15 protein-coding genes are annotated in these 25,812 nt (G+C 45.0%); 9 read left to right on the top strand and 6 right to left on the bottom strand.

Translation table 11 applies throughout. The annotated features are described in order from the left end of the window. Window positions 1–49 precede the first annotated feature (49 nt). The 3 genes from P0M28_RS24275 (at window position 50) to P0M28_RS24285 (ending at window position 1,803) form a co-directional block, all read left to right on the top strand. Window positions 50–370, top strand: coding sequence for a DciA family protein (locus P0M28_RS24275; protein WP_302205828.1), 321 nt, complete (start codon window positions 50–52; stop codon window positions 368–370). Window positions 371–516: 146 nt separating this feature from the next. Further along, window positions 517–969 (top strand): hypothetical protein, encoded by a 453-nt coding sequence (locus P0M28_RS24280; protein WP_302205829.1) that lies wholly within the window; start codon window positions 517–519, stop codon window positions 967–969. Window positions 970–1,176: 207 nt separating this feature from the next. Further along, window positions 1,177–1,803: an outer membrane beta-barrel protein gene (locus tag P0M28_RS24285; protein ID WP_302205830.1), complete on the top strand. Its 627-nt coding sequence runs from the start codon at window positions 1,177–1,179 to the stop codon at window positions 1,801–1,803. A gap of 89 nt (window positions 1,804–1,892) precedes the next feature. On the opposite strand, the gene P0M28_RS24290 is transcribed toward P0M28_RS24285, so the two are convergent. Further along, window positions 1,893–3,305 carry a nucleoside hydrolase-like domain-containing protein gene (locus P0M28_RS24290; protein ID WP_302205832.1) on the bottom strand — a complete coding sequence of 471 codons (1,413 nt, stop codon included), beginning with the start codon at window positions 3,303–3,305 and terminating at the stop codon, window positions 1,893–1,895. Window positions 3,306–3,524: 219 nt separating this feature from the next. On the opposite strand from P0M28_RS24290, the gene P0M28_RS24295 reads away from it, so the two are divergent. From P0M28_RS24295 to P0M28_RS24315, 5 genes are all read left to right on the top strand, one after another. Continuing rightward, a complete protein-coding gene (locus P0M28_RS24295) occupies window positions 3,525–5,579 on the top strand; it encodes a tetratricopeptide repeat protein (protein WP_302205834.1) in 2,055 nt (684 codons plus the stop codon). After that, window positions 5,569–6,198 carry a response regulator transcription factor gene (locus P0M28_RS24300; RefSeq protein WP_302205837.1) on the top strand — a complete coding sequence of 210 codons (630 nt, stop codon included), beginning with the start codon at window positions 5,569–5,571 and terminating at the stop codon, window positions 6,196–6,198. The genes P0M28_RS24295 and P0M28_RS24300 overlap by 11 nt, the downstream gene beginning before the upstream one ends. A gap of 169 nt (window positions 6,199–6,367) precedes the next feature. After that, window positions 6,368–8,581, top strand: a complete 2,214-nt coding sequence (locus P0M28_RS24305; protein WP_302205839.1) for an IPT/TIG domain-containing protein — start codon at window positions 6,368–6,370, stop codon at window positions 8,579–8,581. Window positions 8,582–8,705: 124 nt separating this feature from the next. Beyond that, window positions 8,706–12,443: a T9SS type A sorting domain-containing protein gene (locus P0M28_RS24310; protein WP_302205841.1), complete on the top strand. Its 3,738-nt coding sequence runs from the start codon at window positions 8,706–8,708 to the stop codon at window positions 12,441–12,443. Between the two features lie 212 nt (window positions 12,444–12,655). Continuing rightward, window positions 12,656–13,774, top strand: coding sequence for a hypothetical protein (locus P0M28_RS24315; RefSeq protein WP_302205843.1), 1,119 nt, complete (start codon window positions 12,656–12,658; stop codon window positions 13,772–13,774). 33 nt (window positions 13,775–13,807) lie between these two features. Here P0M28_RS24315 and P0M28_RS24320 read toward each other — a convergent pair whose 3' ends face one another. From P0M28_RS24320 to P0M28_RS24340, 5 genes are all read right to left on the bottom strand, one after another. Next, a complete protein-coding gene (locus P0M28_RS24320) occupies window positions 13,808–16,252 on the bottom strand; it encodes an ABC transporter permease (protein ID WP_302205844.1) in 2,445 nt (814 codons plus the stop codon). Between the two features lie 79 nt (window positions 16,253–16,331). Next, a complete protein-coding gene (locus P0M28_RS24325; RefSeq protein WP_302205845.1) occupies window positions 16,332–16,781 on the bottom strand; it encodes a hypothetical protein in 450 nt (149 codons plus the stop codon). A 210-nt stretch (window positions 16,782–16,991) separates the two neighbouring features. After that, window positions 16,992–19,460, bottom strand: a complete 2,469-nt coding sequence (locus P0M28_RS24330) for an ABC transporter permease (RefSeq protein ID WP_302205846.1) — start codon at window positions 19,458–19,460, stop codon at window positions 16,992–16,994. A gap of 88 nt (window positions 19,461–19,548) precedes the next feature. Beyond that, a complete protein-coding gene (locus tag P0M28_RS24335) occupies window positions 19,549–21,933 on the bottom strand; it encodes an ABC transporter permease (RefSeq protein WP_302205847.1) in 2,385 nt (794 codons plus the stop codon). Between the two features lie 75 nt (window positions 21,934–22,008). Further along, window positions 22,009–24,396, bottom strand: a complete 2,388-nt coding sequence (locus P0M28_RS24340; RefSeq protein WP_302205848.1) for an ABC transporter permease — start codon at window positions 24,394–24,396, stop codon at window positions 22,009–22,011. Between the two features lie 351 nt (window positions 24,397–24,747). Here P0M28_RS24340 and P0M28_RS24345 point away from each other — a divergent pair, with 351 nt between their 5' ends. Beyond that, window positions 24,748–25,791, top strand: coding sequence for a WD40/YVTN/BNR-like repeat-containing protein (locus P0M28_RS24345; RefSeq protein ID WP_302205849.1), 1,044 nt, complete (start codon window positions 24,748–24,750; stop codon window positions 25,789–25,791). The last annotated feature ends 21 nt before the right edge of the window (window positions 25,792–25,812 follow it).

Raw genomic sequence — 25,812 nt, forward strand, 5'->3', positions numbered from 1 at the left:
GATTAGTCATTCATCATCAACCATTATTCATTATTAAGAAACTAACCACATGCCCAAATTTACTGACCCTAATCAGCGGGGACGTACTGCCGAAGTATCTACTGTGGGGGAAGCCTTACATCAGCTACTGGATACCTACCAATTAAAAGCTAAATACGAACAAACCCAACTCATCCAGTCGTGGGAGCGGTTAATGGGCCATCCAATTGCTCGTCGTACCGATAAAATTTACGTGAGTAATCGTGTGCTTTACGTTAAACTTAGCTCGGCTCCCCTGAAGCAAGAGCTTAATATGTCTCGCTCTAAAATTCTGGCTCTATTTCTTCAAGAGTTTGGCGAAGCCATTGTAGAGGATGTTGTCTTCCTATAATTTTTTTCAGCTCAAAGAAATTTTATCGTCAGCAAATTATAAGTGATTAGTGCTTTTTTTGGCAGTATTTTTCGGAAAATTTCAGCCATAAGGTAACATAGTAGTTTATCTATCGTATTGTGATAGTAATACTATTATTTTTTCTCATGAAAGCATTTAAATATACTCTGCCGTTACTAATAGGATTCGTTTTTTTTGCTTGCAATAACGATGACGATGGGGCATCTCCTGATAATCCGGGCGCTCAGCCTATTGCTACTGAAGAAGTAACTGGCAATTGGGAGGTTACCCTCTTTCGAGATGATAACGAAGATGAAACCGATGACTTTGCTGGACTTACCTTCGAGTTTCAGGAGGGAGGTGATCTGATTATCTCCGATGGCAATCAAAGCACTACTGCTCGGTGGTCTATCACAAATAGCAACCGTCGGGTTGAGATTGACTTAGACGACGATGATCTCACGGTATTTGGTAACCGCGATGAGTTAGAAGACTTAGACGACGACTGGATAGTGGTAGAAAAAAGCGATAACCTACTCTATCTTCGGGAAGACGATGACGATAGTGACCGTGATGAAGTACGCTTCGAGCGCATCTGATACCTTCTTTTTTTTACTCACTATTACCTATACTTTAGTGTAGGCTCGCGAGCTACCGCTCTTTCGCATAGCTAAGTTTTCCGATGCTAGAGCGAAGACAATTATGGTATACGTGCCAACAATTTAATCTTACTCAATTAGTGGCTTTCTTTTATCCGAAATTATTTTCGGACACTCGCCTCTATGTTTTACTTAAATCAGTTACTCATGAAAAATGCATCTTTAAAATTAAATTTATTATTAGTATTAGCCTTTGTATGTATATCTATTGCTAGCCACGCACAAGACGAAACCGAACCTAAAACATTATTTAATAACTCTGTTTCACTATCAAAATTAGGATTCTACGTAAATCCCACTTACCAAATTGGTAGCATTGATGAAGCTACTGCCCATATCTTTGGGGTACGTGGTGGAGTAGTGCTCAATCCAAACTGGACGGTAGGTGGTGGCTATCACTGGACAGTTAACAATATTGATCCGGCTAGTGAACCTATTAACAATCTTTACCTGGATATGCGAATGGGCGGAGCATTTGTAGAGTATACGGTTTGGTCAAACCAGTTATTTCACCTTACTTTTCCACTGATGATTGGTGTAGGTGAGGTAGAAATGGATCGGGAGACTAGCAATGATACCAATCCGTTTGGGGAAGAAAACTTCTTCTTTGTAGAGCCATCCGCTCAACTTGAAGTAAACCTTATGAAGAATATACGCTTTCATACGGGTATAGCGTACCGTATTGTAGGCAACATGGATTACCGAATGCTAGATCAGTCTGATATTAGCGGCCTGACGGGAGTAGCTGGTCTAAAGATTGGGCTGTTCCGATAGTTATTAGTTATTTGCTAAGTACAGAGAGGAAGAGGGAAAGTGTAGTCTACGCCAAGCCCCTTGCTCTTTTTCTTTTTCACCTTTTGTTTCTATTCAATAGTGAGTACAACTCTTCGGTAGCCTACTAAACTTGGGGAGCCATTATCGGTGAGTTCTAACAATAAGTGTGCTGTTTTGCTACTCAGATTTGCTTGGGGAATACGAAGAGTAATAACTGGCTCACTGGTAGCACCCTGAATAAAGGAGCTGGGATTTTCTACAGTGCCCGCCTCTTCGTAAAAATACCACTGGTACGATAGGCCATCACCATCTGGATCGTACGAGGAGGTTGCATCGAGATGAGTCACCTCTCCTGCTGCTATAGTTTTTTGAAGAATATAATCATCAGACTGCCCTTCAATCACCGGAATAGGAGGGTGATTGGCATTTTCGTAGTTGGTAGTGGCCCACTGTACTCGAGCAGCGAAATCATGCTGGAAAGCGGGGCGCCATCGGAAGACTGTTACAATAGGCAATGTCTTAGCCTCTTCGGTGACTCTATCAAGATAGGTATCTTCCGCATCAGTGTAAAAGCCAGAACGGGTCTCTTGGTATCGCCCGCCCCAACCACCCCACGAGGGATAGGTTGGGTGATTTAATCCGTTCCGAAGAAAGTAAAGCCATGCTGGGGTATCGCCTTCCTTCAGTGCGTTATTAGGGTTTCTGCTCTTGCCTCCGGTATAAGCTTCGGTTGGGTACTGATTAGCGAGCGGATTTTTCCCCAGTATGTGCTCGTTGAGCCAAGCGCGCGATGTTAATGACAAATCACCACCTAAAAACATGCCTCGGTAGGCCGAAGCCCATTTATCACCCGAAGTAGAAAACCCTAAGATAACGGTGAGTTTCGGAAACTCTTCAATGATCCAATCACAGGAAGAATCTTGCTTGTTGATGAAGTAAACCACCATTCGCTCAACGAAAGTGGCTAATTTTTCTTCCGGCAAAGTGGCTCGAGCTTTCCAGAGGGCTTGAGCCAGATCAGCCCCACCCCCCCAAACACTAATGGCGGTAGGCCCATTGTTCTCAAGAACCTTCTCTAGTATCCAATCAGACCCTTCGGTGTCTTTTCCTTGGCCAATATACGATAACACCGGAGCTGAAACGCTGTTGCCCGCACACCCCTTTTTCACTACCGAATGCAAATGAGTAGCCGATGGGTAGCTCTTGTTGTGTAAGCGTAGGTTATCCTCGATTTTTGCGTAATCATCAATCAGTTGATGGATAATACTATCTTTTATAATTGGTAATTCGTAGTCGTTATTGGCATCAGCATTGGCAATTATTCCCACAATATCAAATTCATTTGCATAGTGAAGGAGACGAACGAGCGACTGCTGATCGTCGGGGTCTTGCCCAATATCGGTGGTAACAATCAGGCGGGTGGGTTGTGCAGAAGCCTTAGTCATTAACCCTCCGAAAATAACCAGAAAGGCAATGAGGTTGTACCTAGTAATTTTCCGCATAATATGCAACCGAGTAGGTGATTAGCAAACATAGCGCAAAGTACGTGAGAATACAAAATTTGATTATCTCAGATAAAATTCCCACCAAAAACACTACAATGGGTGTCTTTAATTCAGTATCCACCGGAGACTGAATTAAGTCGATTATTTATGGGTGGGTACTAATGAAGATAAGTACTTTTGACGACAAATTACACTCTGGTTACGGTCTTGTTCACTATGCGCGCATTCTTTCTTTTCAGTGTCATTGCCTTCACTGTTACGCTCCCCTCTTTTGCCCAGCCAGAAATCGAAGAAGCTGATAGCCTGCGTAAGCTCTTATCAACCCAAGTATCCAACTCAGATCGGGTGGAAGTACTATATCGTTTGATGTACGCATATACTGCTTCTCCTCAGCGAGATAGTATACAGTATTATGCGAATGCATTACTAAAGCATATCCATATACACGGTGCGGAAACATTACCCTACCAATCTATAACGCAGGGATTTCTAGCCCTCAGTCAGCAGCACTACGATACCGCACTCATGATTTTTCAACAAGCTGATCTGTACTTCGCGGAGAATAAAAATCACTGGCTTCAATTCAGCTTATACGACGGACTGGGAAGTGCGTACGAAGCGATTGAAGACTGGGGAAAAGCCGGGCAAAGTTACGAGCGGAGTATACAACCAGCTCAATACCAGGGAGATTCTACCTGCGTCGCTTACTTTTGTTTTAATACGGCTCGTATGTACGCCGAACAAGAGCAGTCTGCCTCAGCGGCTGATCTTTTCTTACGAGCACTAACCATTGAAACTGAACGAGAAAATTTTCCAAAAGTAGCAAAGATCAACTATGCGATTGGGACATTATTCAGTGCTCAGGTACGTTGGAAAGAAGCCGAAAAGTACTTTTTGGAAGCACTAGAAATGGCCGAACGTATACAATACTACGAAATCGTTGGAGCGTCGCTCAATATATTAGCAGTTCAGAATAAACAACAGCAGAACTACCAAAAGGCAGAAGAGTACTATCAGCGAGCTTTACGAATCGCGCAGCAGATTGGCAACCCAAATTTTGTAGCGATTGCTTGGAATAACCTAGGATCTTTGTCTATTGCTGAGGGAGATTTAGAGAAAGCAAAAATTTATCTGCAAAGATCGTTGGCGTTAGCTGACTCTGCTAATGTAATGCAACGAATTACCCTCGGACCGTTATTGAATTTGGGCGATGTAGCGTTTCAACAGCGACACTACGCTCAAGCGCGGTTGTACTACGGCAAGACTTTGGCACTGGCTAAGACGATTGATCGGAAGGAGAGTATGATTGAAGCTAGCCAAAAGCTTACGGAATTGTACGAAGTTCAGGGAGATTTTGAGCAGGCATTAGCAATGCAACAGCAGTATACAGCTCTGAAAGATAGCCTGCAAAGTGAAACCAGCCAGCAGCATCTAAACCAACTGGAGGTAAAATACCAAACGCTGCAAAAGACCCAAGAAATAGCTCAACTGACTGAGGCAGCCAAAATCAAGAATTTACAGACAAGTCGGCAAGCGGCATTAATTGCCATCCTTCTTCTTTCTTTAGGGATGGTGGGTGGCATGCTGTTTTGGCAGCGCCGACAAGCTAGACTTAAGCAGCAGTTTGCCATTTTGCAAGCTCGGCAAAATGAGCGGGACGCTATAAGCCGAAAAATTGCGATGGACTTTCATGATGAGCTAAGCAATGAGTTGACGTCCATTGCTTTTATGGCTCGACATTTAAATACGTATGCTTCGTCATCGGTTGGCGAACTCACCCAAAAGATAGAGAAAATTGCTAACAACCTGCATCAGGGCACCCGCGACTTTATCTGGCTGCTCGATCCTAACCATATGTACTTAGATCAGGTGTACACGCATTTGATTGATGTAGGCTCAGAGTGGTTTCTCTACGCAGATGCTCAATTTAGTGCTGATACTCCTACTACGGGAATGAAACAATCATTGCCCTCAGGCTGGGGACGACATATCTTTTTGATTTTTAAAGAAGCGTTACAAAACATCCGACAGCACGCCCAAGCTGAGCATGTACAACTACAGGCCACCCTAGAAGGTAATCAGGTGCAGATCGTACTTACAGATGACGGAAAAGGGTTTACTAATCCGTCTCGTAAAAGTGGTTTAAATCATATGCAGCGACGTGCTAATAAAATAGAGGCTGATTTAACAATTTGCTCTCAACCTAATCAAGGCACTACTATCACTCTTTTATGTACTATTCAACCCTCAATTATTACTAATGAGCTTTAAAAAAACTAAAGTTATCTTGGTAGAAGACCACGTTGACACATGTGATCACTATCGTCGCGTTATTAACCGCTCTCCGACCTTACACGTAGTGCGTACCTACACGCATGGTGAAAGTGCCCTTAAAGAACTAGACGATGTGCGTCCCGATGTAATTCTCATGGATTTATCTCTTCCGGGTATATCAGGTATCACATGCACCAGATTAATACGACAGCAGCTTCCGCAGGCAGTAGTAGTTATAATAACAGTACACCACCAACCCGAGCAAGTATTTCAGGCTTTAGAAGCCGGAGCAGTGGGATATATTGTTAAAACCACTGACGATCAGCAAATTATCCGAGCTATTAGTGAGGCTTTGCAAGGAGGGGCGCCATTAAGTGGACCAATTGCCAGAATGATAGTAACCTCTTTTCGAAAAAACCAAGATACCCCGCTCACCGACCGTGAGGCCGAAGTATTACAAAAGTTGGCCGAAGGAAAAACCGCACCTCGCATTGCCGAAGAGCTTCATATCCATAAGGAAACTGTACGTACGCATGTTCGCCATATCTATGATAAGTTACACGCCCGCAGCAAGGCAGAGGCCATTCAGAAGGCGCGGCATGAGCGCTTGCTCTGAATTATCTTACAAGCGTACTATTTCCTTATCATTTGCTCTCAGGTTGGAGTAAATATACTCCTTCTAAGGTGACAGACGGTACCCCGCCTTCCCGCTACCTTTGTAATAACACATTATTCGGAAAGGTTTGCAGAACCATCTTTGAACACCATTAAAAAGAGTAACACCCATGAAAAGAACGTACCGTAATTTATCGTATATAGGAGCATATATCACTTTAATATTATTCAGCCTCATTGGTTGTAGTGACGATGACAGTGATTCGCCAGCACCCGGCCCTCCCTCTCCCACCATCCAAACCCTGCTACCCGACAGTGGTCAGGTAGGCAGTCTCATCAGAATTGTAGGTAGCAGCTTTGGACAGGATGCCGCTAAAGTACAAGTCACCTTCAATACTCAAGTAGCTGCTATTGAATCGGTGAGTGATACTTTAGTAGAAGTGAAGGTGCCCGAAGGAGCCCAAACGGGGAAAGTACGGCTCACTGTTAACCAAGATACAGTATATTCCGGCCAAGACTTTCGTGTGCTCATAAGTTCCGGTGCCACTTCGGTCAGCGTGATGGCATTCTCCCCCGCGGCTGGGGTAGCAGGAGACACACTTACCATTACTGGAGCTGGCTTTAGCGAGTCGCCAGATAATGTTGAAGTAAAAATAGGCGAAGTAGTAGCGCAGGTCATCGCCACTTCTGCTACTGAGCTAAAGGTAATCGTGCCGGAAGAAGCCCAGACAGGTAAGATTTCGGTAAAAGTAGGAGAGCAAGCAGGTCGTTCAGACAACGACTTTGAAGTGGTAACGGTAGTACGAATTACATCATTATCTCCCGGTTCCGGCTCCGTAGGTGATACACTAACGATCACGGGGGAGGGTTTTTCTACGGAGAAGGACGAGAACGAAGTGAAGTTAGGAGAGGTAATTATGACAATAGTAGCAGCCTCCTCGACTGAGTTAAAGGTGATTGTTCCGAAAGAAGCCAAGATGGGTAAGGTGACTGTAAAAGTCGGCGAAAAAGAGGCAAGTTCAGAAGAAGAATTTGAGATTGTTGTACCTGTTGCATTACGGATTACTTTAGTCTCGAGTACTGATTTAGTGGAAGGGGATACCTTAGTGATAGAAGGGGAAGGCTTTGGCGAAGTATTAACCGAGATTCAGGTCAAGATTGGGGATGAGTCGGTGGAAGTGGTCGAGGTGAATGAGACCAAGCTTAGCATTATTATTCCCCAGGGAATAATCGGTGGCAAGGTAAGTATTGAAGTGGGTGATCAGACGGTCAGTAGTGAAGAAAGTATCACCGTGCGTGAACCTTCGCTCATCATCACCAGGCTTGATCCCGCCAATGGTCATGAGGGGGTTACGGTTGTTATTACCGGCGAGGGCTTTGATGGCGATGACGATAAGAACGAGGTAAAGTTCAATGGGGTAAAGGCTACGGTTACGAAGGCAACACCGACTGAAATCACCGTAACAGTACCTCCCGGTACCTACACCGGGAAAGTGACAGTGACCGTCCGAGGGGAAACGGGTACCTCGGCAGAGGACTTTAAGATTGATTGGGTGAAAAAAGCAGACTTTCCTTTTACTGGGGGGCGCTATAGTCAGCACCGGGCTTTTTCTATTGACGAGAAAGGCTACGCTATAGATATGCGTCAACATAAGCTATACCGATATGATCCGGTAGCGAACAACTGGAGTGAAAAAGCTGAGATGCCCAATCCAGACAACCCCGCGTATGATCGTCGAGATGCGGTAGTGATGGTGATTAGTAATAAAGCCTACGCTGGGTCAGGCTGGAACATTAACTCAACCACTTTCTCTGACTGGTGGGAGTATGATCCAGCCACGGATAAGTGGACGCGAAAAGCGGACTGTCCTTTTAATCGAGGAGTAGGTTTTGCTGTCAATGGCAAAGGGTACGTGCAGCGCACCAGAACCAATGAGGTTTACGAATACGATCCAGTAGCGGATACCTGGACCCAAAAGCAAGACTTTGGTGGGGAAGGGTTCTGGGGGCACTCATCAGGATTTACTGTACAGGATAAGGGATACCTAGTAGCGGGTAACGGAGGATCAGAGATGTGGCAATACGATCCATCCGGTGATACTTGGGCTCAAAAGACAGACTTTCCAGGTAAAGGGAGAAGTAATCCAACCAGTTTTGTGATTAATGACAAAGCCTATGTTGGGGTTGGGGGGCACGGTGACCTGTGGAAGTACGATCCCCAGACTGATACTTGGAAAGAGCAACCTGCATTGCCAGTAGATGCGAATAGAAGAAACGCACTCAGCTTTGTAATTAACAGTAGAGCGTACGTAGGCAACGGAGCACGTCCATCAGGAATCAATTCGTTCTATATATTCAGCGACCTTTGGGAGTTCACGCCTTGATATAGGCTAAATTGAAGCGACAAGGTCATCTTTTTGACCTTGTCATTCACTCCTCTCTTTTCAGCTAAGGCAGACTAACCCAAAGCAGTGAGGGGTGAAGGAATAAAGCAGAAAAATAAAAGCTATGAAAAAGTTAGCACAACGGGCAACTTATAAGGTAATGGTATCAGGGCTGCTGCTGTTTTTTACCGTAGGCTTCGGTGCTGAGAGTATAGCACAAAGAATTTCGGCAGACCCACAGGACAGCCTTTTGCTGGTGCAATTCCAGCAAGAATTACAGCTCCGTAATTGGCCGCAAATCTGGGGTTTCTCTGCGCCTGTGGAGGAATGGGTGGGAGTGAGGCTAGACAGTAGTTCTGGGAAAGTGAAGGCGTTAGAAATTGTAGGTGCCCAAATCAACTTCCGAACCGACAGCTTGCCGAGTTGTATCAAGACGTTGCAGGCCCTAGATAAACTAGAAGACCTGGCTTTTGTAGCCCTTGGCCTCAAGCACATTTCCCAAGAAATAGGTGGTTTTTCGCAGTTGACCAGCTTGGTTCTTGGTAATAACCAACTAGCAAGCATTCCCCAAGAAATCAATCAGCTAACAGAATTGAGATTTCTATCCGTTGGAATGAATCGATTGGTCATATCTCCTGATGTCCATAACCTGAAAAAATTAACGCATTACAATCTAGGTGCCAATTACAATCTGCACACGCTACACCCCTCTACTTTTGGCCTAACAACGCTAACCACATTAGATATCGGCTATTGTGGCTTTACCCAGCTACCAAAAGAAATCGGCCAATTGACAAATCTGACAAATCTAAGGGTGAGTTCCAATCAATCGTTAGCCCTGTTACCATCTACCATTGGGCAATTGACATCACTAACGAAATTGGAATTAAATCATTGCGCGCTGACGGAGTTGCCTAGCACAGTGGGTGATTTGCGCAATCTGAAAAGCCTATCTGTTAACCAGAACCAACTGACCGATCTGCCCGCCCGCCTAGAAAACCTCGACAACCTGGTTCAAATCGGTTTTTCGGAAAACCAACTCACTGCTTTTCCACCTGTGCTTGCCGAAATGAGCCGACTACGCTTCATTGCTGGACAAAATAACCGGATGCAAGGAAGTATACCAGAGCGAATATTGCTAAAAAGAGGATTACGGATGAATGTGGAAGGCAATGAGCTTTCGGGAGAATTACTGGTTAAATCTTGGCGAGTGCCCGAGCAATTATATGTGAGTAGAAATCGCTTTACTTTCAAAGACATGCATAAGGTGTTTGATTTCTTTGAGCCCAAGCACCCTTATCGCCCTACTTTTTTTGGGTTCCAGCCCCAGAAACGTATAGGCACTGCCCGAACCTTCAAACCACTGGCCGGTGAGAACTTTACATTATTTATTGACAATTATACACCCCTGGCTGGCTGTGAGTTTGCTTGGTACAGGAAAGCGAATCAAAATTCGCTCTCTGGCACCAAGGTTTCAAATCAGCAAGAGCTGGAAATCCCCAGTATCGATCCTGCCCAACATAGTGGCATCTACTATTGCGAGGTGACGCATCCAAGTTTTCCCTCTATCAAACTGAAGAGTAATGATATTAGGGTGATAAGCTTTGACCAGCCGCCTATCCTAACCATAAGAAATCAGACCTTACGGCAAGGTGACGTTCTCGGACTGGATTTCTCTTACCAAGATGATTTTACGCCTAGCGATGAATTGAAGCTTTCCGTTCCTACGGAAACGACGCACCTCAGCCTCGTATTTGATTCGCAAAACCGAAAGTATAGCGTCACGTCTAGAGATAACCAATGGCTAGGTACGGACAGCCTTACCATCTCGGTGACGGATGAAGCCAATCAGACTACCACTAAAAAAGTTGCCATCACCGTGATTTCTTCTACCAATCAACCGCCTGTTGTGAGTATTCCTTCTATTTACATGAATATTATAAATGATGCTCAACTACCGTGCACACCAGGAACGCCTAATTGTAATCTGTCTTACATATTTGTGTCTACCACTCCACTGTATCACTTTGTAAAAGATGATCTGGCTATCAACACTACATCATTTTATAAAATATTGGAAGCAAATCAGTTGGGTCAGATTAATGGCAATAGTAAAGTAACAGTCAGAGTTATTCCTTTTAGGAGTAGCGTTGCAATAGAGGCTGTGATATTGGCTAAGCAAGACACTACTGTCAAGGTCACTTTAGAGGTAACCGATCGGGAGGGACTGAAGTCTGCACAGGAGATAACGTTCATTGCAAATGGTATTTCCCCCAACCAATCACCAGAAATTGCTGAAATTCCTATTCAGTCTATTTTACAAGGAGAAAGGCAATTTTCGACACTCAATCTAAATAACTACGTCTCTGACGATTATCTGCCTAACGAATTACTTATTTGGGAAGCACGTAGCAGCCTACAAACCAACTTAGCAATATCAGTCTCAGACAGTCTTGCTCAAGCCTCCCCAATACACGCCGACAGTGCCTATACCGAAACGATCGTTTATGACGTATATGAAAAAACAAACTATAATAGATCTAGTAATGTGTCGGTAGTTTATGAAATAGTAGAGGGCGCAATCTACGCAATTTCAGGCACCATTACCGTAGATGGTCAACCCCTGTCCGGTGTACAGTTGATTGGTCTTCCTTCCTCCCCGATTGTTACTGACAACGCGGGACAGTATACCGCTGAAGTGACATCGGGCTGGTCAGGTGAAGTCACGCCTACCCTGGCAGATTATAGCTTTGATCCTGCCAGCATCACGTACACCAATGTATCGATGAATCTGGCAGGTAATAATTATGAAGCAATCTTTGATGAAGTACTAACTTATACGATTTCAGGGACAGTCACCGAAGGAGTGCAACCCTTATCGGGTGTGGAATTACAAGGGTTTCCTTCAGCATCAGTTGTCACCAACAATGTAGGTCAATATACAGCGGAAGTACCGATTGATTGGTCGGGTAGCGTAACTCCTGTATTGGAAGGTTACCATTTCACTCCGAGTAGTAGCAGTTACACCGAAGTAGTTGATGACTTGAACAATCAAGACTATGAGGCATCATTAAATGGGATAATAACCTACACAATTTCAGGCACCATTACCGTAGACGGTCAACCTCTGTCAGGCGTACAGCTAAATGGTTTTCCGTTCTCTTCTATCGTGACGGATAGTGTAGGCCAATATATGGCAGAAGTACCGTCTGATTGGTCAAGCACGGTGACTCCAGCACTGGAAGATTATCGTTTTGAACCTGAAAGTATCGTGTACACGACGGTAGCAATGGACATGGCCGGAGACTATTCGGGAACCTTTAATGGGCTAGTGACTTATAAAATCTCGGGTATAGTCTCGGCAGAAGGTCAACCGCTATCGGGTGTCCAATTAACAGGTTTCCCCTCCTCATCAGTCATCACCGATAATACAGGTCAGTACGTGGCTGAGGTGCCCTCCGGTTGGTCGGGTGAGGTGACTCCAGTGCTGGGAGACTATCAATTTAATCCAATAAGCATGTCTTATCAAAACGTAACCAGCGACCAGATCAACCAAAATTTTAACACTCAGGTAGTAACCGGTATCAATCCTGACATTGATCAGGATCCTTGGCAAGTATTTCCTAACCCAAGTACCAATGAGGTATATTTTAGGGTGCATCATACTTCTTTTACAACCGGACAAATCATCATCTTTAGCACTTCGGGCGATCAAATGGAAGTTCTTCCCCTGAAGGTCGGAGTAGAGATGTACCGTTTACAAGTTACAGGAGATGCCCGTTACGCTCCCGGAGTTTATATCGCTAAGCTCTATCTCGATAAAAATCTCAAGGCAACGGTCAAGGTCATAATCGCGGAATAAACATTTTAATCAATTGTAGACTGCCCAGGATGTACGCCCTGTACTCGGCGCGGGGGTATTACGCTTATCTCCTTACTTTACATTGTATCAATAGGAAAGTAAAGAAATAGGTAACTATTTTCGGATTAACCCGATTAGTAGGTAAATAAGAAAAGTCAAATTGCGATAAGCTAAGAACAATTCTAGCTTGATTTTAACTAAATAGCCCTACTATGTCTACCTCCGAAACCTACATTCCCCAAATTGTTGCTCAAAAGGAAAAGATGATCTCTAAGGAGCAAAAGAAGTTTAATCGGCAAACCAAAAAGATTCATAAGCTGAAAAGTGAGCTTGAAGAGCTAGAGAGAATTATTCCGAAGATTAACCAGTTGGTGCAAGCCCGGATTCGCCCAGTGATTGAGGAGATTGGTCAGGCTAGGATAGAGTTCGTCAAGCAACTCGATCAATCTTACGATTTGAAGTTCTTCCGAGTACGGGAGAAAGAAAAATTGCAGGCAATCATTCTCGATCAAGCCTACGATCTGATTCAGAAGGGCATTGAAGAATTGGAGGCGATCTACGATAAGCATTCCGAGGTAAGCTTTCAAGAAGAGCAGCAAGATGCGCAGGAAATGCAGCGGGATATGGCACAGTCGATGTTTAAAAACTTGTTCGATCTAGACGTTGACTTGAATGATATTGACCCTGACAACTTTGAGGAGATGGGGCAACGCATCCGTGAACAGGCCGAAGCAAAACAGCAACAAGCTGAAGCCAAGCGTAAAAAGCGCAAGAAAACCCCCGCTCAGGAAGCCAAGGAGCAACGGATGAAAGAGGAAGTCCAGCACATTAGCAAAACTACTCGGTCGATTTATATGCAGCTCGTGAAAACCCACCACCCCGATCAAGAAACAGATGAGGCCGAGCAGCAACGTAAAACCGAAATTATGCAGCGGGTAACCCAAGCGTACAAAAACGATGATTTTTTTGAGCTATTGCGCCTTCAGTTAGAGCTACTTTCTGACGGAAAGCAGAAGGTGGAAGGTTTAACCGACCAACAACTGAAATACTATAACAAAATTCTGAAAGAGCAGATTGATGAGCTTCAACGGCAGTTATTTACACTCCAGAACCCGCCATCTATGGTCAGCCAAACCATCGGGCTGTACCTAAAGCAACCCAAACGGGCGAAGCAGTTGATTGAGCGTGACCGGTATCAGCTCGAGCAAGAGCTAAAGCAGATTAAGCAGGATGCCGAAGAACTTGCAGATAAACATCAGCTACGCGCCTTCTTACGGGATTATGAAATTCTTCGGGAGGATGATCTGGACTTTTTCTTTTTCCAAAGTTAGCAATCGTTAATGCCTGATAATTAGGGAAGTTCATTATTCATTCCTCAGGGAGTCTACCGGGTTCGCCAATGCGGCTCGGACTGATTGGTAGCTCACCGTTAGCCAGGCAATCAGTAAGGCAGAAAATCCGGCTAGCACAAATATTCCTATTCCTACTTCGGTACGGTAAGCAAAATTCTCTAACCACTGGGTGGCTAACCAGTACGATATTGGCGTAGCGATTACAAAGGCAATCAGCACCAGTCGGATAAAGTCCTTGGAAAGCAGATACGTGATTTGCTGTACAGATGCTCCCAGCACTTTCCGGATACCCACCTCCTTGGTTCGTTGGGAGGCTACGAAAGAGGCCAGTCCTAGTAAACCTAAACAGGCCACCAGAATGGCTAACACCGTGAATACGCTAAGTACCTTCCCCAGCCGTTGCTCTGCCCGGAACAGACGATCGAAATCTTCATCAAGAAAAGAGTAGACGAAAGGGTTATCTGGTTCAAACTGTGACCATATTTCTCTTACCTGCTCTACACCATCGGAAGCATCTCCAGTGGTAAGTCGTACCGCTACGTAGTCGCTTAGGAAGGTAGGGGAGAAGATCTTAAAAGCAATGGGTTTCACCCACTGATCAAACGACTCTAGATGAAAGTTTTTAATCACACCAAGTACTTGCAATCGTTCCTCATCATCAGCTCCCTGGTTTTTGATAATAGTCTTCCCAACGGGATCGGTCAGGCCAAGTACCCTTACCGCAGATTCATTCAGTAGTATTCCTTCCCGGTCAGAAGCCCGATCTTCCTGAAAACCGCGACCAGCAATTACCTCTAAGCCCAAGGTCGCAACATAATCGGGGTCAATTAGGAACCACTGCATACCCTGGCCACCACTGGAGCCTTCGGGTCGAATATCGCGCATTACCCGATGTGGTTGAGATGGCATACCCGTAGCAAAACTCACCTGCTTCACCCGCGATTGATTCATCAGGGCATCCTTAAAATCTTCCCAGCGTTCCTGAATCTCCTTGTCATTTTTGATCACTAACACATTTTCCCGATCGTAGCCAATATCCTCAGTCTGAATAAACCGAAGCTGCTGAATGACCAGCCCAGTGGTGATAATCAGACCAATAGATACGGCAAACTGGAAAATGATGAGCAGGTTACGCAGCTTTCCAGTCCGTAAAGAAGAAGCTGTTTTGCCCTTGAGTACCGCTACCGGGCGAAAAGCCGAAAGATAGAACGCGGGGTAACTACCGGCAATCAACCCTACCAAAATAACGCCCCCCACTAGCGATAGTAGTAAGCTTGGATGATTGAACCAATCAAATACAAGTTCTTTACCAGTCAAGGTATTGAAAGGAGTTCGTAAAGCCTCCACGCTACCAAGAGCCAATAAAACCGCTACTAGGGTGATTAGAATCGACTCAAATAGAAACTGAAAAACTAAATGCAAGCGGGGTGATCCCAGCACTTTCCGAACACCTACCTCTTTCGCTCGTCGGTTTGCCTGAGCAGTTGATAGGTTCATAAAGTTGATACAGGCGAGTAGTAGAATAAGTACGCCAACAATTACTAGCGTGTATACTGTAGTGATGCTTCCGTTGGCTTGGTGCTCGCGTAGTAAGTCGGAGTGCAAATGAATATCGGTGACTGCTTGTAATTCGTACGTCAGGTTAGTATCCTCATTGGGGCCAAAATCATTTGTGTCTAGAAATGGTTTAGCGTATTGTTCAGCAATTTGATTGAGCTTATCGGCCAAGCTAGCCATCCGTTCTGGGTTGTCTACTACGTCAGGACGGACTTTCAAGTAGGTATGCATGATGTTCCAAGCCCAGTTGCCACCGTCAGTAATTTCCTGATAACCTACTGTTGGAACCAGCATATCGAAGGGAAAGTGAGTAGCCGAAGGAGGGGCAACCACCCCTGTAATCTGGCGAGCAGTACGATTTCCTCCAAACAGAATTTCTTTACCCAGCACTTCATCGCGTTCTACCGATCCAATTCCGAAGTATCGCTCGGCAGTAGCCTTTGTGAGTACTATTGCGTTAGGTACTTGTAGTGCCTGTTTATCACCAGCAATTAGGTTGAAATCCAGTACCCCTAAGAACGAAGAATCAGCAATGTAAATGGAGGTTTCTCGGAAAACCTTTTCTTGCCCATCATTTTCATCATTGGGCAGGCGCATGGTGGAATGATTCCAAGTAAACACCCGAGCTACGGATTCTACTTCGGGAATATCTTGTTTGATGGCTTCGTACAGTGGTGGGGGAGTAGTGGCCAACTGGTAGCCTTCGCCACCGTTGGTAACAACACGGAAAACTCGTTCGACATCCTGATGAAATTGGTCGTAGCTCATTTCATCTACCACGTACCAGGTGATAAATAGACTGGTTGCCAATCCTAAAGCTAATCCTACAATATTAATCGTAGTATGAAACTTTTGCCGATAAGCGTGACGTAGTGCGAGAGTGAAGTATTTTTTAATCATAACTTTTGGCTGGGGGCAGGGAGCGGCGAGCAGGGCTACTGTGGCGCAGAATGCGCCAAGCCCTCAGCTCCCCGCCAGATTAGTCAATTATTTCTATCGTGTTAATGGCAAACGTGTTAGTCGCTAGGTCTTGGGAATAGGTGATTTGGATGGATTGAAAGCTAATAGCACCTCCCACCTGAAATGCTTCACTAATGCCATTCGGTAGTTCTATTTTTCCCGTAGCTTGGGCTATTCTCTTTTTTCCAAATATTCCCAAAAACGACCGTCGGATATTGAGCGACTCGAAAGTTAGCTCTACTTCTTCTTTGGCCAGGAATCGGCAGGTATGGATTAAATCCTCCCGGGAAGTATTTTCGTCCAAGAGTATTTCGGTTGTAATTATTTGGTCACCGCTAGCATTGATTTTTGCCGTTCTGCTTATCGGTACTGGGTTTTCACTCAAGTCGTTAGCTAATATGGTGCAACTTCCAGTGAGTTCGATTAATACGGTCAGAGTTAGTATAATGACGTTGAAATTGAAAATCATAATTATAAGCGTTTAGTTTCCACTAAGTTTTCTGCAAGCCTGATTCCAAAAAAAATAGACTAATTGTAAGTGTCTAAAAGTGAACATGTTATAGGTGGTTTATCTGAAAGCCTACATGCTAAATGTTCGTTTTTGATACAGTGCGGTGTCTGTTTCTGATACGCTGAGCCAAGTAGTTAATGTATTCTCTGTTCCCTGAGTCTTGCCCGATTACTCATTTCGAAGACTATCTACTGGATTAGCCAAAGCGGCCTTCACTGACTGATAACTAACTGTAAGCAGGGCGACCAGTGCTGAGAAACCGATAGCTACTACGAACGTACTAGCTCCAATATCAATCTGATAGGTGAAATTCATGAGCCACTGCTGCATTAGGTAGTAGGCGATAGGGGCAGCGAGCATGAACGCGATCCCTACTAACACGATAAATTCTTTAGAGAACAAAACCAGGATACTGCTAATGGAGGCTCCTAGCACCTTACGAATACCTACTTCTTTGGTGCGACGTACCGCCATGAAAGAAATTAGTCCGTAGAGACCCAAACAGCCAATGAAAATGGTGATTCCCGCTAGTATTTTAAATAATTGGGTGAGCCGGGCTTCTTCTTGATAGTAGGCGGCAATGCTTTCATCCAAAAAGCGATAGTCAAAAATATACTCAGGATAGGTAGCTGCCCAGGTCGCTTCTAGCTGCTGAATGGTTTCCGATAAGCTGGTAGATGCGTCTTTGGCAGATGCTAGGTTGAGCTTTATATTGACCGTATTGTAATCTCGTGGTCTCATCATAAAGCCAAGATAATTAATGTCTCCCTTCAGCGATCCAGTATGGAAATTCTCCACTACTCCAATAACCGTATAGGCATTTTCACCTCCAGTTAATACAGTTTCGTTTAGAGCCTCAACTGGTTCGGAAAATCCCATTCTTTCACTTAGTTTTCGGTTGAGAATAACTTGTTTTGAAGTGTCACTGGGAAGGAAATTTCTCCCGGCAAGTAAAGGAATTTGAAAAAGCTCTAGGTACTGCTCATCAATAGATTGTCGTTCAAATACGGTGCCCTCACTACCTTCCGCAGCACTCTTCCTTTTTATATCCCAGTGCGAGGTACTTCGCCTAAATCCAGATGGAGAACTGGAAGCAAAGCTAACGGATGCTACTGCCGGATTATTTTTCCATTGATTTTCCAATGTTTCTAGAGTGGATAATTCTGGGTTTTTCCCTTCGGGCAGGTGAGCGGTAATTACCGCTTCTTTATCAAAACCCAGCTCGGCATTGCGGAAGTAATCCATTTGCTTTATGACGATGATGGTGCTGATAATAAAAACTTGGGCGATTACGAACTGGAGCGTAACTAGTCCTCGTCGTAATTGTATACCTCGTTGGGTTCGTCCGCCTATTTTATTTTTAAGAGCAGCTACCGGATTGAACCGCGACATCATTAAGGCAGGGTAGATACCGGCTAGCAAAGCAACCCCAACAATGATAGCGATCAGGGAAATCAGCACGAACGAATCGGATAGTAACAACTCGGTGGTTTCTACTTGAAGTAAATCACTGGCGGATACAGTTACTAGTTCTGCAGCGCCCAGAGCCAGTACCCCCGCCGTTAGCGTTACGATAAATGTTTCTCCCAGAAATTGAAAAGTCAGTTGGGCGCGGTTGCCCCCCATCGTTTTACGAATACCTACCTCCTTAGAACGAAGTACTGACTGGGCTGTACTCAGATTGACAAAGTTGATACTTGCCGTACCGATGACAAACAGGCCAATAATTAGTAATGCCCAGATGATTTCCGAACTGACCGTACGAGAGCGATAGTTACCGAAGCGAGCGTCAGTGTGTACCTCTCGAAGGGGCTGTAACTTATAGAGGCGGGTTTTTGCTAACTTTTCATCTACTCGAGCAGCATGAATTTCTAGTATCTGGGCCTCGGCTTCTGCAACAGTTATGCCTTCATTAAGCAGAACATAACCGTAGTGTTCGTCTGAAACTGAATACCAGTCGGAAAAGCTGTTTTTAAACAGTCCTTCGGTATTCAGCGTGGCATAAGACACCATAATCTTAAATGGAAAATCCGAATTAGCCGGAAGGTCAGTGACTACGCCAGTCACCTTAACATCAATTAGATTATCTAATTTAAGAGTGTTGCCGAGCGCATTTCCTTCCGGAAAATATTTATTGGCCAGTGTCTGATTTAATACCGCGGTAAATGGTTCTTTCAGTGCAGTTTCAGGATTGCCAGCGATCCAGCGAAAACCAACATCTTTGAAATCAAAGACGCGAAAGAAATTTGCATCGGCAAAGGTAATCCCATCATCTTCCTGAAACTGCCGTTGAACTTCATCAGTGGTACCATCAATAATAGATACTTGCATATCCCCTATATGAAATGTAGCAGTAACCCCCTTAGCTATGGTCATGTCTTCTTTCAAGGCATCAGGAACCGGATAAGAAATACCCGCCCGATATTCGGTGGGGCCATCTCCTCCGCTCACTCGTACCACCCGATAAATTCGGTCGGCATCTGAGTGAAACTGGTCGTAGCTTCGCTCGTAGCGCACAATTGTCAGAATAATTAGTACACAACTAATTCCGAGAGCTAACCCCAGAACGTTCACACTGGTAGTAACCCGGTTTTTGAGTAAATGCCGTAGGGCGGTTTTTAGATAATTCCTGAACATAGTGAATGATCATTAATGATGGATGGGTAATGATTGACGACTAATGAGTAATATTTCTGGCGGTTCATTCATCATTAGTCACTAATCATTATTCATTACGAAGACTATCTACCGGGTTGGCTAGGGCGGCTTTTATTGACTGAAAGCTTACGGTCATTCCTGCAATCAATAGGGCAACCACTCCGGCTAGTACAAATATTCCTAATTTAATCTCGGTGCGGTAGGCAAAATCAGCTAGCCACTGCTGCATCGCCCAGTAGGCCAGAGGAATAGCTACAATAAAAGCAATGGCAACCAGCCGAGTGAAATCTTGAGAAAGCAATAGTACAATGTTTTTTACCGAAGCACCCAACACTTTCCGAATACCAATCTCCTTTGTGCGCTGTTCCGCCATAAAAGCCGCTAAAGCTAGTAGACCCAGACAGGCAATAATAATGGCTAATAAAGTGAAGCCACCGAAGATGATTCCTACTCGTTGGTCAGCCTGGAACAGTTGGTCAAAATCATCGTCCAGAAACGAATAATCAAACGGAGTGCCGTCCGCGTGCTGTTTCCATTGCTGTTCTAGCATAGCTAGGGTTTGGGGTAAGTTGTCAGAGGCTACCTTTACCTCTACAAAACTCTGTTCATCGGAAAGAATGATTACCAGAGGTTCTACGGCTGAGTGCAGAGATTTATAGTGAAAATCCTCTGCTACCCCAACCACTTGAGCTTCATACATATCGCCAATCTTTAACCTACTACCTAACGGGGTGCTCAACCCTAAGGCTTTCACCGCCTGTTCGTTCAGAATCACTACACCGTACGCCGAGTCTGAGGCTACTTCGCGCGAGAAGTTGCGCCCATCTTTCAGGCGAATGCCCATCGTAGATAGATAATCATGGCTGGCCGGAAGGCTGCTGAGTACTAATGCATCCTCTTCCCGGTAAATGCTATCGTTCTCAGTTTGTGGAGTGAAGATATACTCCGGATAGCCCGTCAGAGGCGATACATCCGAAAAGCTCATACTTAATACCTCACTTTGATTTAGCAAAGCATTGTGAAAGGCATCGGTATTAGTTCCTAAGGCATCGCCAGCGTTCAGTACAATAATGTTCTCTTTGTTAAAGCCCAGGTCTTTGTTACGAATAAACTGCAATTGCTCGTAAACCACTAGTGTGCAGATAATCAGCCCAATGGAAATAACAAATTGAAAGACTACCAAGGAATTACGCAACCAAGTGTTTTTGCTGCTTCCCAATCGATGCCCTCTCATTACTTCAGCTGGCTTGAAACTAGTTAGGTAAAAAGCCGGGTAACTACCGGCCAGTATTCCTACAACAATGCCTAACAGCAAGGCTGCCGGAAGAAACCAAGCGGTGAATAGCGGTACGTGAATATCTTTACCCGCAATATGGCTAAAAGGAATTCTGAGCAATTCGGCTAACCCTAACGCCAGAAGCACCGAAAGTAAACTGAGCAGAACAGATTCTCCCAAAAACTGATGAACCAGGGTAGTACGCATCGATCCCATTGTTTTGCGGATGCCTATCTCCTTGGCTCGGTCGGCGGAGCGAGCAGTAGAGAGGTTCATAAAGTTGGTGCTGGCAATCAGTAAAATGAAGAGCGCGATTGCCCCGAAAATATACAAATACTTAACGTTGCCGTTGGGTTCAAACTCGCCCAGAATGTGGGAGTACAGATGTATGTCAGTAAGCGGCTGGGTAAACATTTCTATCACGTAACCTCTTGCCTGAAACATTTCGTACTCTACCACATACTTTTTCAGTAAAGGGTCTAAACGAGCATCTACTTCTTCTATGCGCGCATCTTCGTACAGCGAAAAGTAGGTAGCCGTAATAAGATTACCCCAGTTTTCGGTCTTACTTCTGGGATCAGACAAATAAGAATACACAATATCAAAATGAATGTGCGAGGTTTCGGGTACTGGCTCCATTATACCAGTTACCTGAAAAGGTTTATCATCAATCAGAATACTTTGCCCCAGTGGGTTTTCCTCCTGGAAGTACTTGCGAGCCATTGCCTCCGTCATTACTACGGCGTTGGGCTCTTGTAGCACTTGGTTCGGGTTACCTTCTTTCAGAGGAAAGCTGAACAGACGGAAGAAATCGGGATCAGCCGCCAGCACCTTCTGTTCCTTGATAATTATGTCGTCTTTCTGGAAGATTTTATCGGCCTGATTGATTCTGACAACCATTTCTACCTGAGGGACTTCATCCTTTAGCGTGCCAGCCACCGCAGGGCTAACGGCTGCTCCTACAAATCCACTCTCCCCCATTTCTAAACGAGTAGCCAAGCGATAGATTTGGTCAGCCTTCTGATGAAAGCGGTCGTAGCTCAGTTCCTGTAAAACATATACTGAGATTAGCAAGGTACAAGCCATACCGATCGCTAACCCTAAAATGTTAATAATGGTGTAGAACGGTCGCTTGCGTAAGCTACGGAAGGCGATAGTGAAGTGATTTCTTATCATAACATTTTGATGATTGATGAGTAATGACTAATGATTAATATCTTTGGCGGTTCATTTATCATTATTCACTAATCATTACTCATTCCGCAAACTATCTACAGGATTCGCCAGAGCGGCTTTGATCGATTGATAGCTTACGGTGAGTAAAGCGATAATTAGCGTGGCTCCGATACCGATCAGAAATAAGCCGATCCCCAAATCAATTTTATAAGTAAAGTTTTGTAACCAGCCACTCATCACTAAGTAAACCAGTGGGGCAGCCACAACGAAGGCGCTGCCAATGAGCTTGATAAACTCTATTGAGAACAAGCCAATAATGTTGGTTACCGAAGCACCGAGTACTTTGCGAACTCCAATTTCTTTGGTCTTGCGTTCCGCCATAAAGGTAATGAGCCCATACAGGCCCAGGCAGCCGATAAAGACCACTACTAGCGAAGCCCCGCCCAGCAGGCGCGATAACCGTCGTTCACTCGTATAAAACTCAGCAATTTCATCGTCGGCAAATATATAGGCGAAGGTGTACTCAGGATAGACAGTTTTCCATTGTTGTTCAATGGATTCTAGGGTCTCGGACAGGTTCGGTAAGCTGACCTGAGCGATGACTGCCTCGTAGCCCCGGGCATCGTTGAGAACCACGGTGGGAACAATCGCTTCCCGGAGTGAGCGGGTATGAAAGTCCTTTACCACACCCACAATGGGAATATCCGCGTCCCACAAATTGATGGTTCTACCCACAATCTCTTCCGGAGTTAGTCCGTGACTAGCAGCTAAGGTTTCGTTCACTAGCACCTGGGTGAGCGTGTCGGTATCCGTCGTTAGGGGCGACCCGGCTATTACTGGGATTTGAAAAATGTCCAAATAATGGATGTCAGCGGCTTTTAGGTGGGTGGTTCGCTTTTCAGTTTCCCCTTCCAGTTTATAGCCCGTGGCCGACACCCATCCTGAGGCAGGGTTTGCGTAGCCTAAACTGGCTTTCTCCACGGCTGCGATCTGGGTGAGTTGTTGGCGAAAAGTCCGCTTCTGATCGAGCGTGCTTTCGGGTAAACGCATGGTCAATATAGCTTCTGAGCGAAATCCTAAGTTGGTTTGCTGTACATACTGCATCTGCCGAAATAGTACCAGCGTACCGATAATAAAAACCTGGGCAATTATAAACTGAAGCACCACTAGCCCTTTGCGAAGCGTAATGCCTCGGGTACGCTGTCCCTGCAATACGTTTCGAAAGGTATGGACGGGCTTAAATCCTGACAGTACCGAGGCCGGATACCAGCCCGAAAGCAAACTGATAATCACCACTAAACCAATAAGCAGGGCGAGTAGTCTGGGGTTCTCCAGCAATTGTAACTCTAAGGAGCTGCTAAGCAAAGGGTTAACCTTGAGTAATAATAATTCTACTCCACCCAAGGCAATCAGGGCAGATAGTATGGTTATAATTGTAGTTTCACTTAGGAACTGACGAAGCAGTTGAGAGCGGGTGCTACCCAGCACTTTACGGACTCCTACTTCTTTGGCTCGTTGGGTAGCGGTGGCGGTAGCTAGGTTAACGAAGTTGATGCAGGCAATTAGAATGAGAAATACAGCTACCGCCGTCAGGATTCGTATTGTTTGCCAACTCACACCTTGGTAGGTGTAGGTAGAAAAGCGCGGGTCAAAGTGCATCTCCCGCAAGGGTTGCAGATAGTGCTTGAATTCTTGTTCGTCGAGCGGGTCACCGTAGTGTTTTTCTATAAACACCGGAAACTGTGCGTCAATACTTTCGGGCGATTGCCTCTCAGCTAATAGCACATAGGCTTGATCGCCACTGCTAGTGCTGCCCCAATGCCCTTCCCAATCGCGAGTAAGATCGGAAATGAATATATCGAACGGGAGATCAGTATTGTCAGGATAATTCTCTATCACTCCGGTGACGATCAGCTCTTTCTCCCGATTTAAGGTAATTGTTTGTCCAATCGGGTCGCGTTCCCCGAAGTACTTTTGAGCCTGACGTTCGGATAGTACAATTTCATTCGGTTCATCCAGTGCCGTAGCAGCATCACCTTTAATAAAGGAGCGGTCAAAGATCTGAAAGAACTGCGGCTCTACGTAGGCAATGTACTCATCTTCCTGAAAACTTTTTGCCTCGCCATTCTCATCGATAATGGTAAGTAGCGTTCCTTCCCAAGCGATCTCACCCACTAAAGCTACAGCTTCTACTGCGGGAAAATCAGTACGAAAAGCTTCGGGCAATGGTAACGGAACGCCCGGCATACCATCTCCAGAGGCTAGATCAGTTGACTCTTTTACAATCCGGTAGATACGATCGCGATTCGTATGGTAGCTATCAAAACTCAGCCAGTGACGAATCAGCAGAAAAAGCACCAGACTACAAGTAATGCCCAACGATAAGCCTAATACATTAATAGTGGTATAGCTCTTATGCTTCCAGAGAGTACGAACAGCGGTTTTCCAGTAGTTACGCAACATAATCTAATAATTGATGAATAATGAGTAATGATTGATGACACCCATTATTCATTCGTCATTAATCATTACTCATTATACTGGCAACTTTACCTCCAATCTTGGAGAAAAATGTAAGTACTTGATTTATAAATTGTTAATTGCCCATTGCTAATTATTCATTGAATGAAGTGTATCATTTTCATAACAGTGCGGTGTTCGGTTTTGATACAGTAGATGGTGTTTTGAAATTCAAGGTTTAGAGTTTAAGGCTCTGTGTTTAGTCTTTCTTCTGAACTCTGAACCTTGAACTAATAAACTTAAACACAGTATCACTTTAGCACTTCGCAAAGTTTTTCGTGTATCTTCGCAGCCATGAGCATTAAGACTTGGGTAGTCATTTTCGGGGGACTCATTCTACTAGGATGTAACTCGAACGAACGTCGCATTTTTTCGCCAACTTGGGAAACCCTGAATTCGGGTACTACGGTAAGCTTACGAGGACTAAGTGCCGTAAGTGATGAAGTGGCCTGGGCTAGTGGTCAGTTTGGAACCATACTTCGTACCGTAGACGGAGGGCAGACGTGGGAAAAAAAACAAATACCGGGTACGGATTCGGTAGACTTTCGGGATATTGAAGCGTTCAGCGACCAACTGGCTTACGTGCTTTCGGCTGGTAGTCCGGCCTACATTTTTAAAACCGAAAACGGAGGGAGCAATTGGGTGAAGCAATTGGAAGATACATTACCGAATATTTTTCTTGATGGCATGGCTTTCTGGAATGAGCAGCGCGGCATGGTCATAGGCGATCCTATAAACGAGAAATTTACTCTGTTGAGCACTACAAGCGGTGGGCAAAATTGGTCACCGATAGTGCCTACCGAACGGTCAATGCGACCTAGCACTGGTGAAGCAGGTTTTGCTGCCAGTGGCACTAATATTACGGTGCAGGGTAGTGGCTGTGTTTGGTTCGGTACCGGTGGAACCAATGCCCGAATTTTCCGCTCGCTAGATGGCGGAGAAACCTGGGAGGTTAACCGTAGCCCTTTGGCTCAGGGTACTTCGTCTAAAGGAATATTCTCATTGGCATTCGTAGATACTTTGCGCGGAGTAGCGGTGGGTGGGGATTACCGAAACCCGAATGTGAATACCGAAAACTCAGCGTACACGGCTAACGGAGGGCGTACTTGGTACTCAGCCATTACCCCGCCTCAGGGGTATCGCTCTGGTGTAGCCTATTTACCTAATGCCGGAACCTACGTAACGGTAGGCACCACTGGTTCTGATTATTCTACTGATTTTGGTGCTACCTGGACTTTTATGGATACCGTAGGTTACCACAGTGTGCAGACAGCATCGAGTAGTTCGGTGGCTTGGGCGTGTGGGGCGGATGGAAAAATTGCCCGACTTACGTGGTAAAACAGCGTTAGAGAGCAGACC

The organism is Tunicatimonas pelagia (assembly GCF_030506325.1).
Classification (GTDB): domain Bacteria; phylum Bacteroidota; class Bacteroidia; order Cytophagales; family Cyclobacteriaceae; genus Tunicatimonas; species Tunicatimonas pelagia.

Excerpts from the sequence above, each read along its gene's own strand:
- P0M28_RS24275 (WP_302205828.1), top strand. The coding sequence starts at position 50 with ATGCCCAAATTTACTGACCCTAATCAGCGGGGACGTACTGCCGAAGTA.
- P0M28_RS24280 (WP_302205829.1), top strand. The coding sequence starts at position 517 with ATGAAAGCATTTAAATATACTCTGCCGTTACTAATAGGATTCGTTTTT.
- P0M28_RS24285 (WP_302205830.1), top strand. The coding sequence starts at position 1,177 with ATGAAAAATGCATCTTTAAAATTAAATTTATTATTAGTATTAGCCTTT.
- P0M28_RS24290 (WP_302205832.1), bottom strand. The coding sequence starts at position 3,305 with ATGCGGAAAATTACTAGGTACAACCTCATTGCCTTTCTGGTTATTTTC.
- P0M28_RS24295 (WP_302205834.1), top strand. The coding sequence starts at position 3,525 with ATGCGCGCATTCTTTCTTTTCAGTGTCATTGCCTTCACTGTTACGCTC.
- P0M28_RS24300 (WP_302205837.1), top strand. The coding sequence starts at position 5,569 with ATGAGCTTTAAAAAAACTAAAGTTATCTTGGTAGAAGACCACGTTGAC.
- P0M28_RS24305 (WP_302205839.1), top strand. The coding sequence starts at position 6,368 with ATGAAAAGAACGTACCGTAATTTATCGTATATAGGAGCATATATCACT.
- P0M28_RS24310 (WP_302205841.1), top strand. The coding sequence starts at position 8,706 with ATGAAAAAGTTAGCACAACGGGCAACTTATAAGGTAATGGTATCAGGG.
- P0M28_RS24315 (WP_302205843.1), top strand. The coding sequence starts at position 12,656 with ATGTCTACCTCCGAAACCTACATTCCCCAAATTGTTGCTCAAAAGGAA.
- P0M28_RS24320 (WP_302205844.1), bottom strand. The coding sequence starts at position 16,252 with ATGATTAAAAAATACTTCACTCTCGCACTACGTCACGCTTATCGGCAA.
- P0M28_RS24325 (WP_302205845.1), bottom strand. The coding sequence starts at position 16,781 with ATGATTTTCAATTTCAACGTCATTATACTAACTCTGACCGTATTAATC.
- P0M28_RS24330 (WP_302205846.1), bottom strand. The coding sequence starts at position 19,460 with ATGTTCAGGAATTATCTAAAAACCGCCCTACGGCATTTACTCAAAAAC.
- P0M28_RS24335 (WP_302205847.1), bottom strand. The coding sequence starts at position 21,933 with ATGATAAGAAATCACTTCACTATCGCCTTCCGTAGCTTACGCAAGCGA.
- P0M28_RS24340 (WP_302205848.1), bottom strand. The coding sequence starts at position 24,396 with ATGTTGCGTAACTACTGGAAAACCGCTGTTCGTACTCTCTGGAAGCAT.
- P0M28_RS24345 (WP_302205849.1), top strand. The coding sequence starts at position 24,748 with ATGAGCATTAAGACTTGGGTAGTCATTTTCGGGGGACTCATTCTACTA.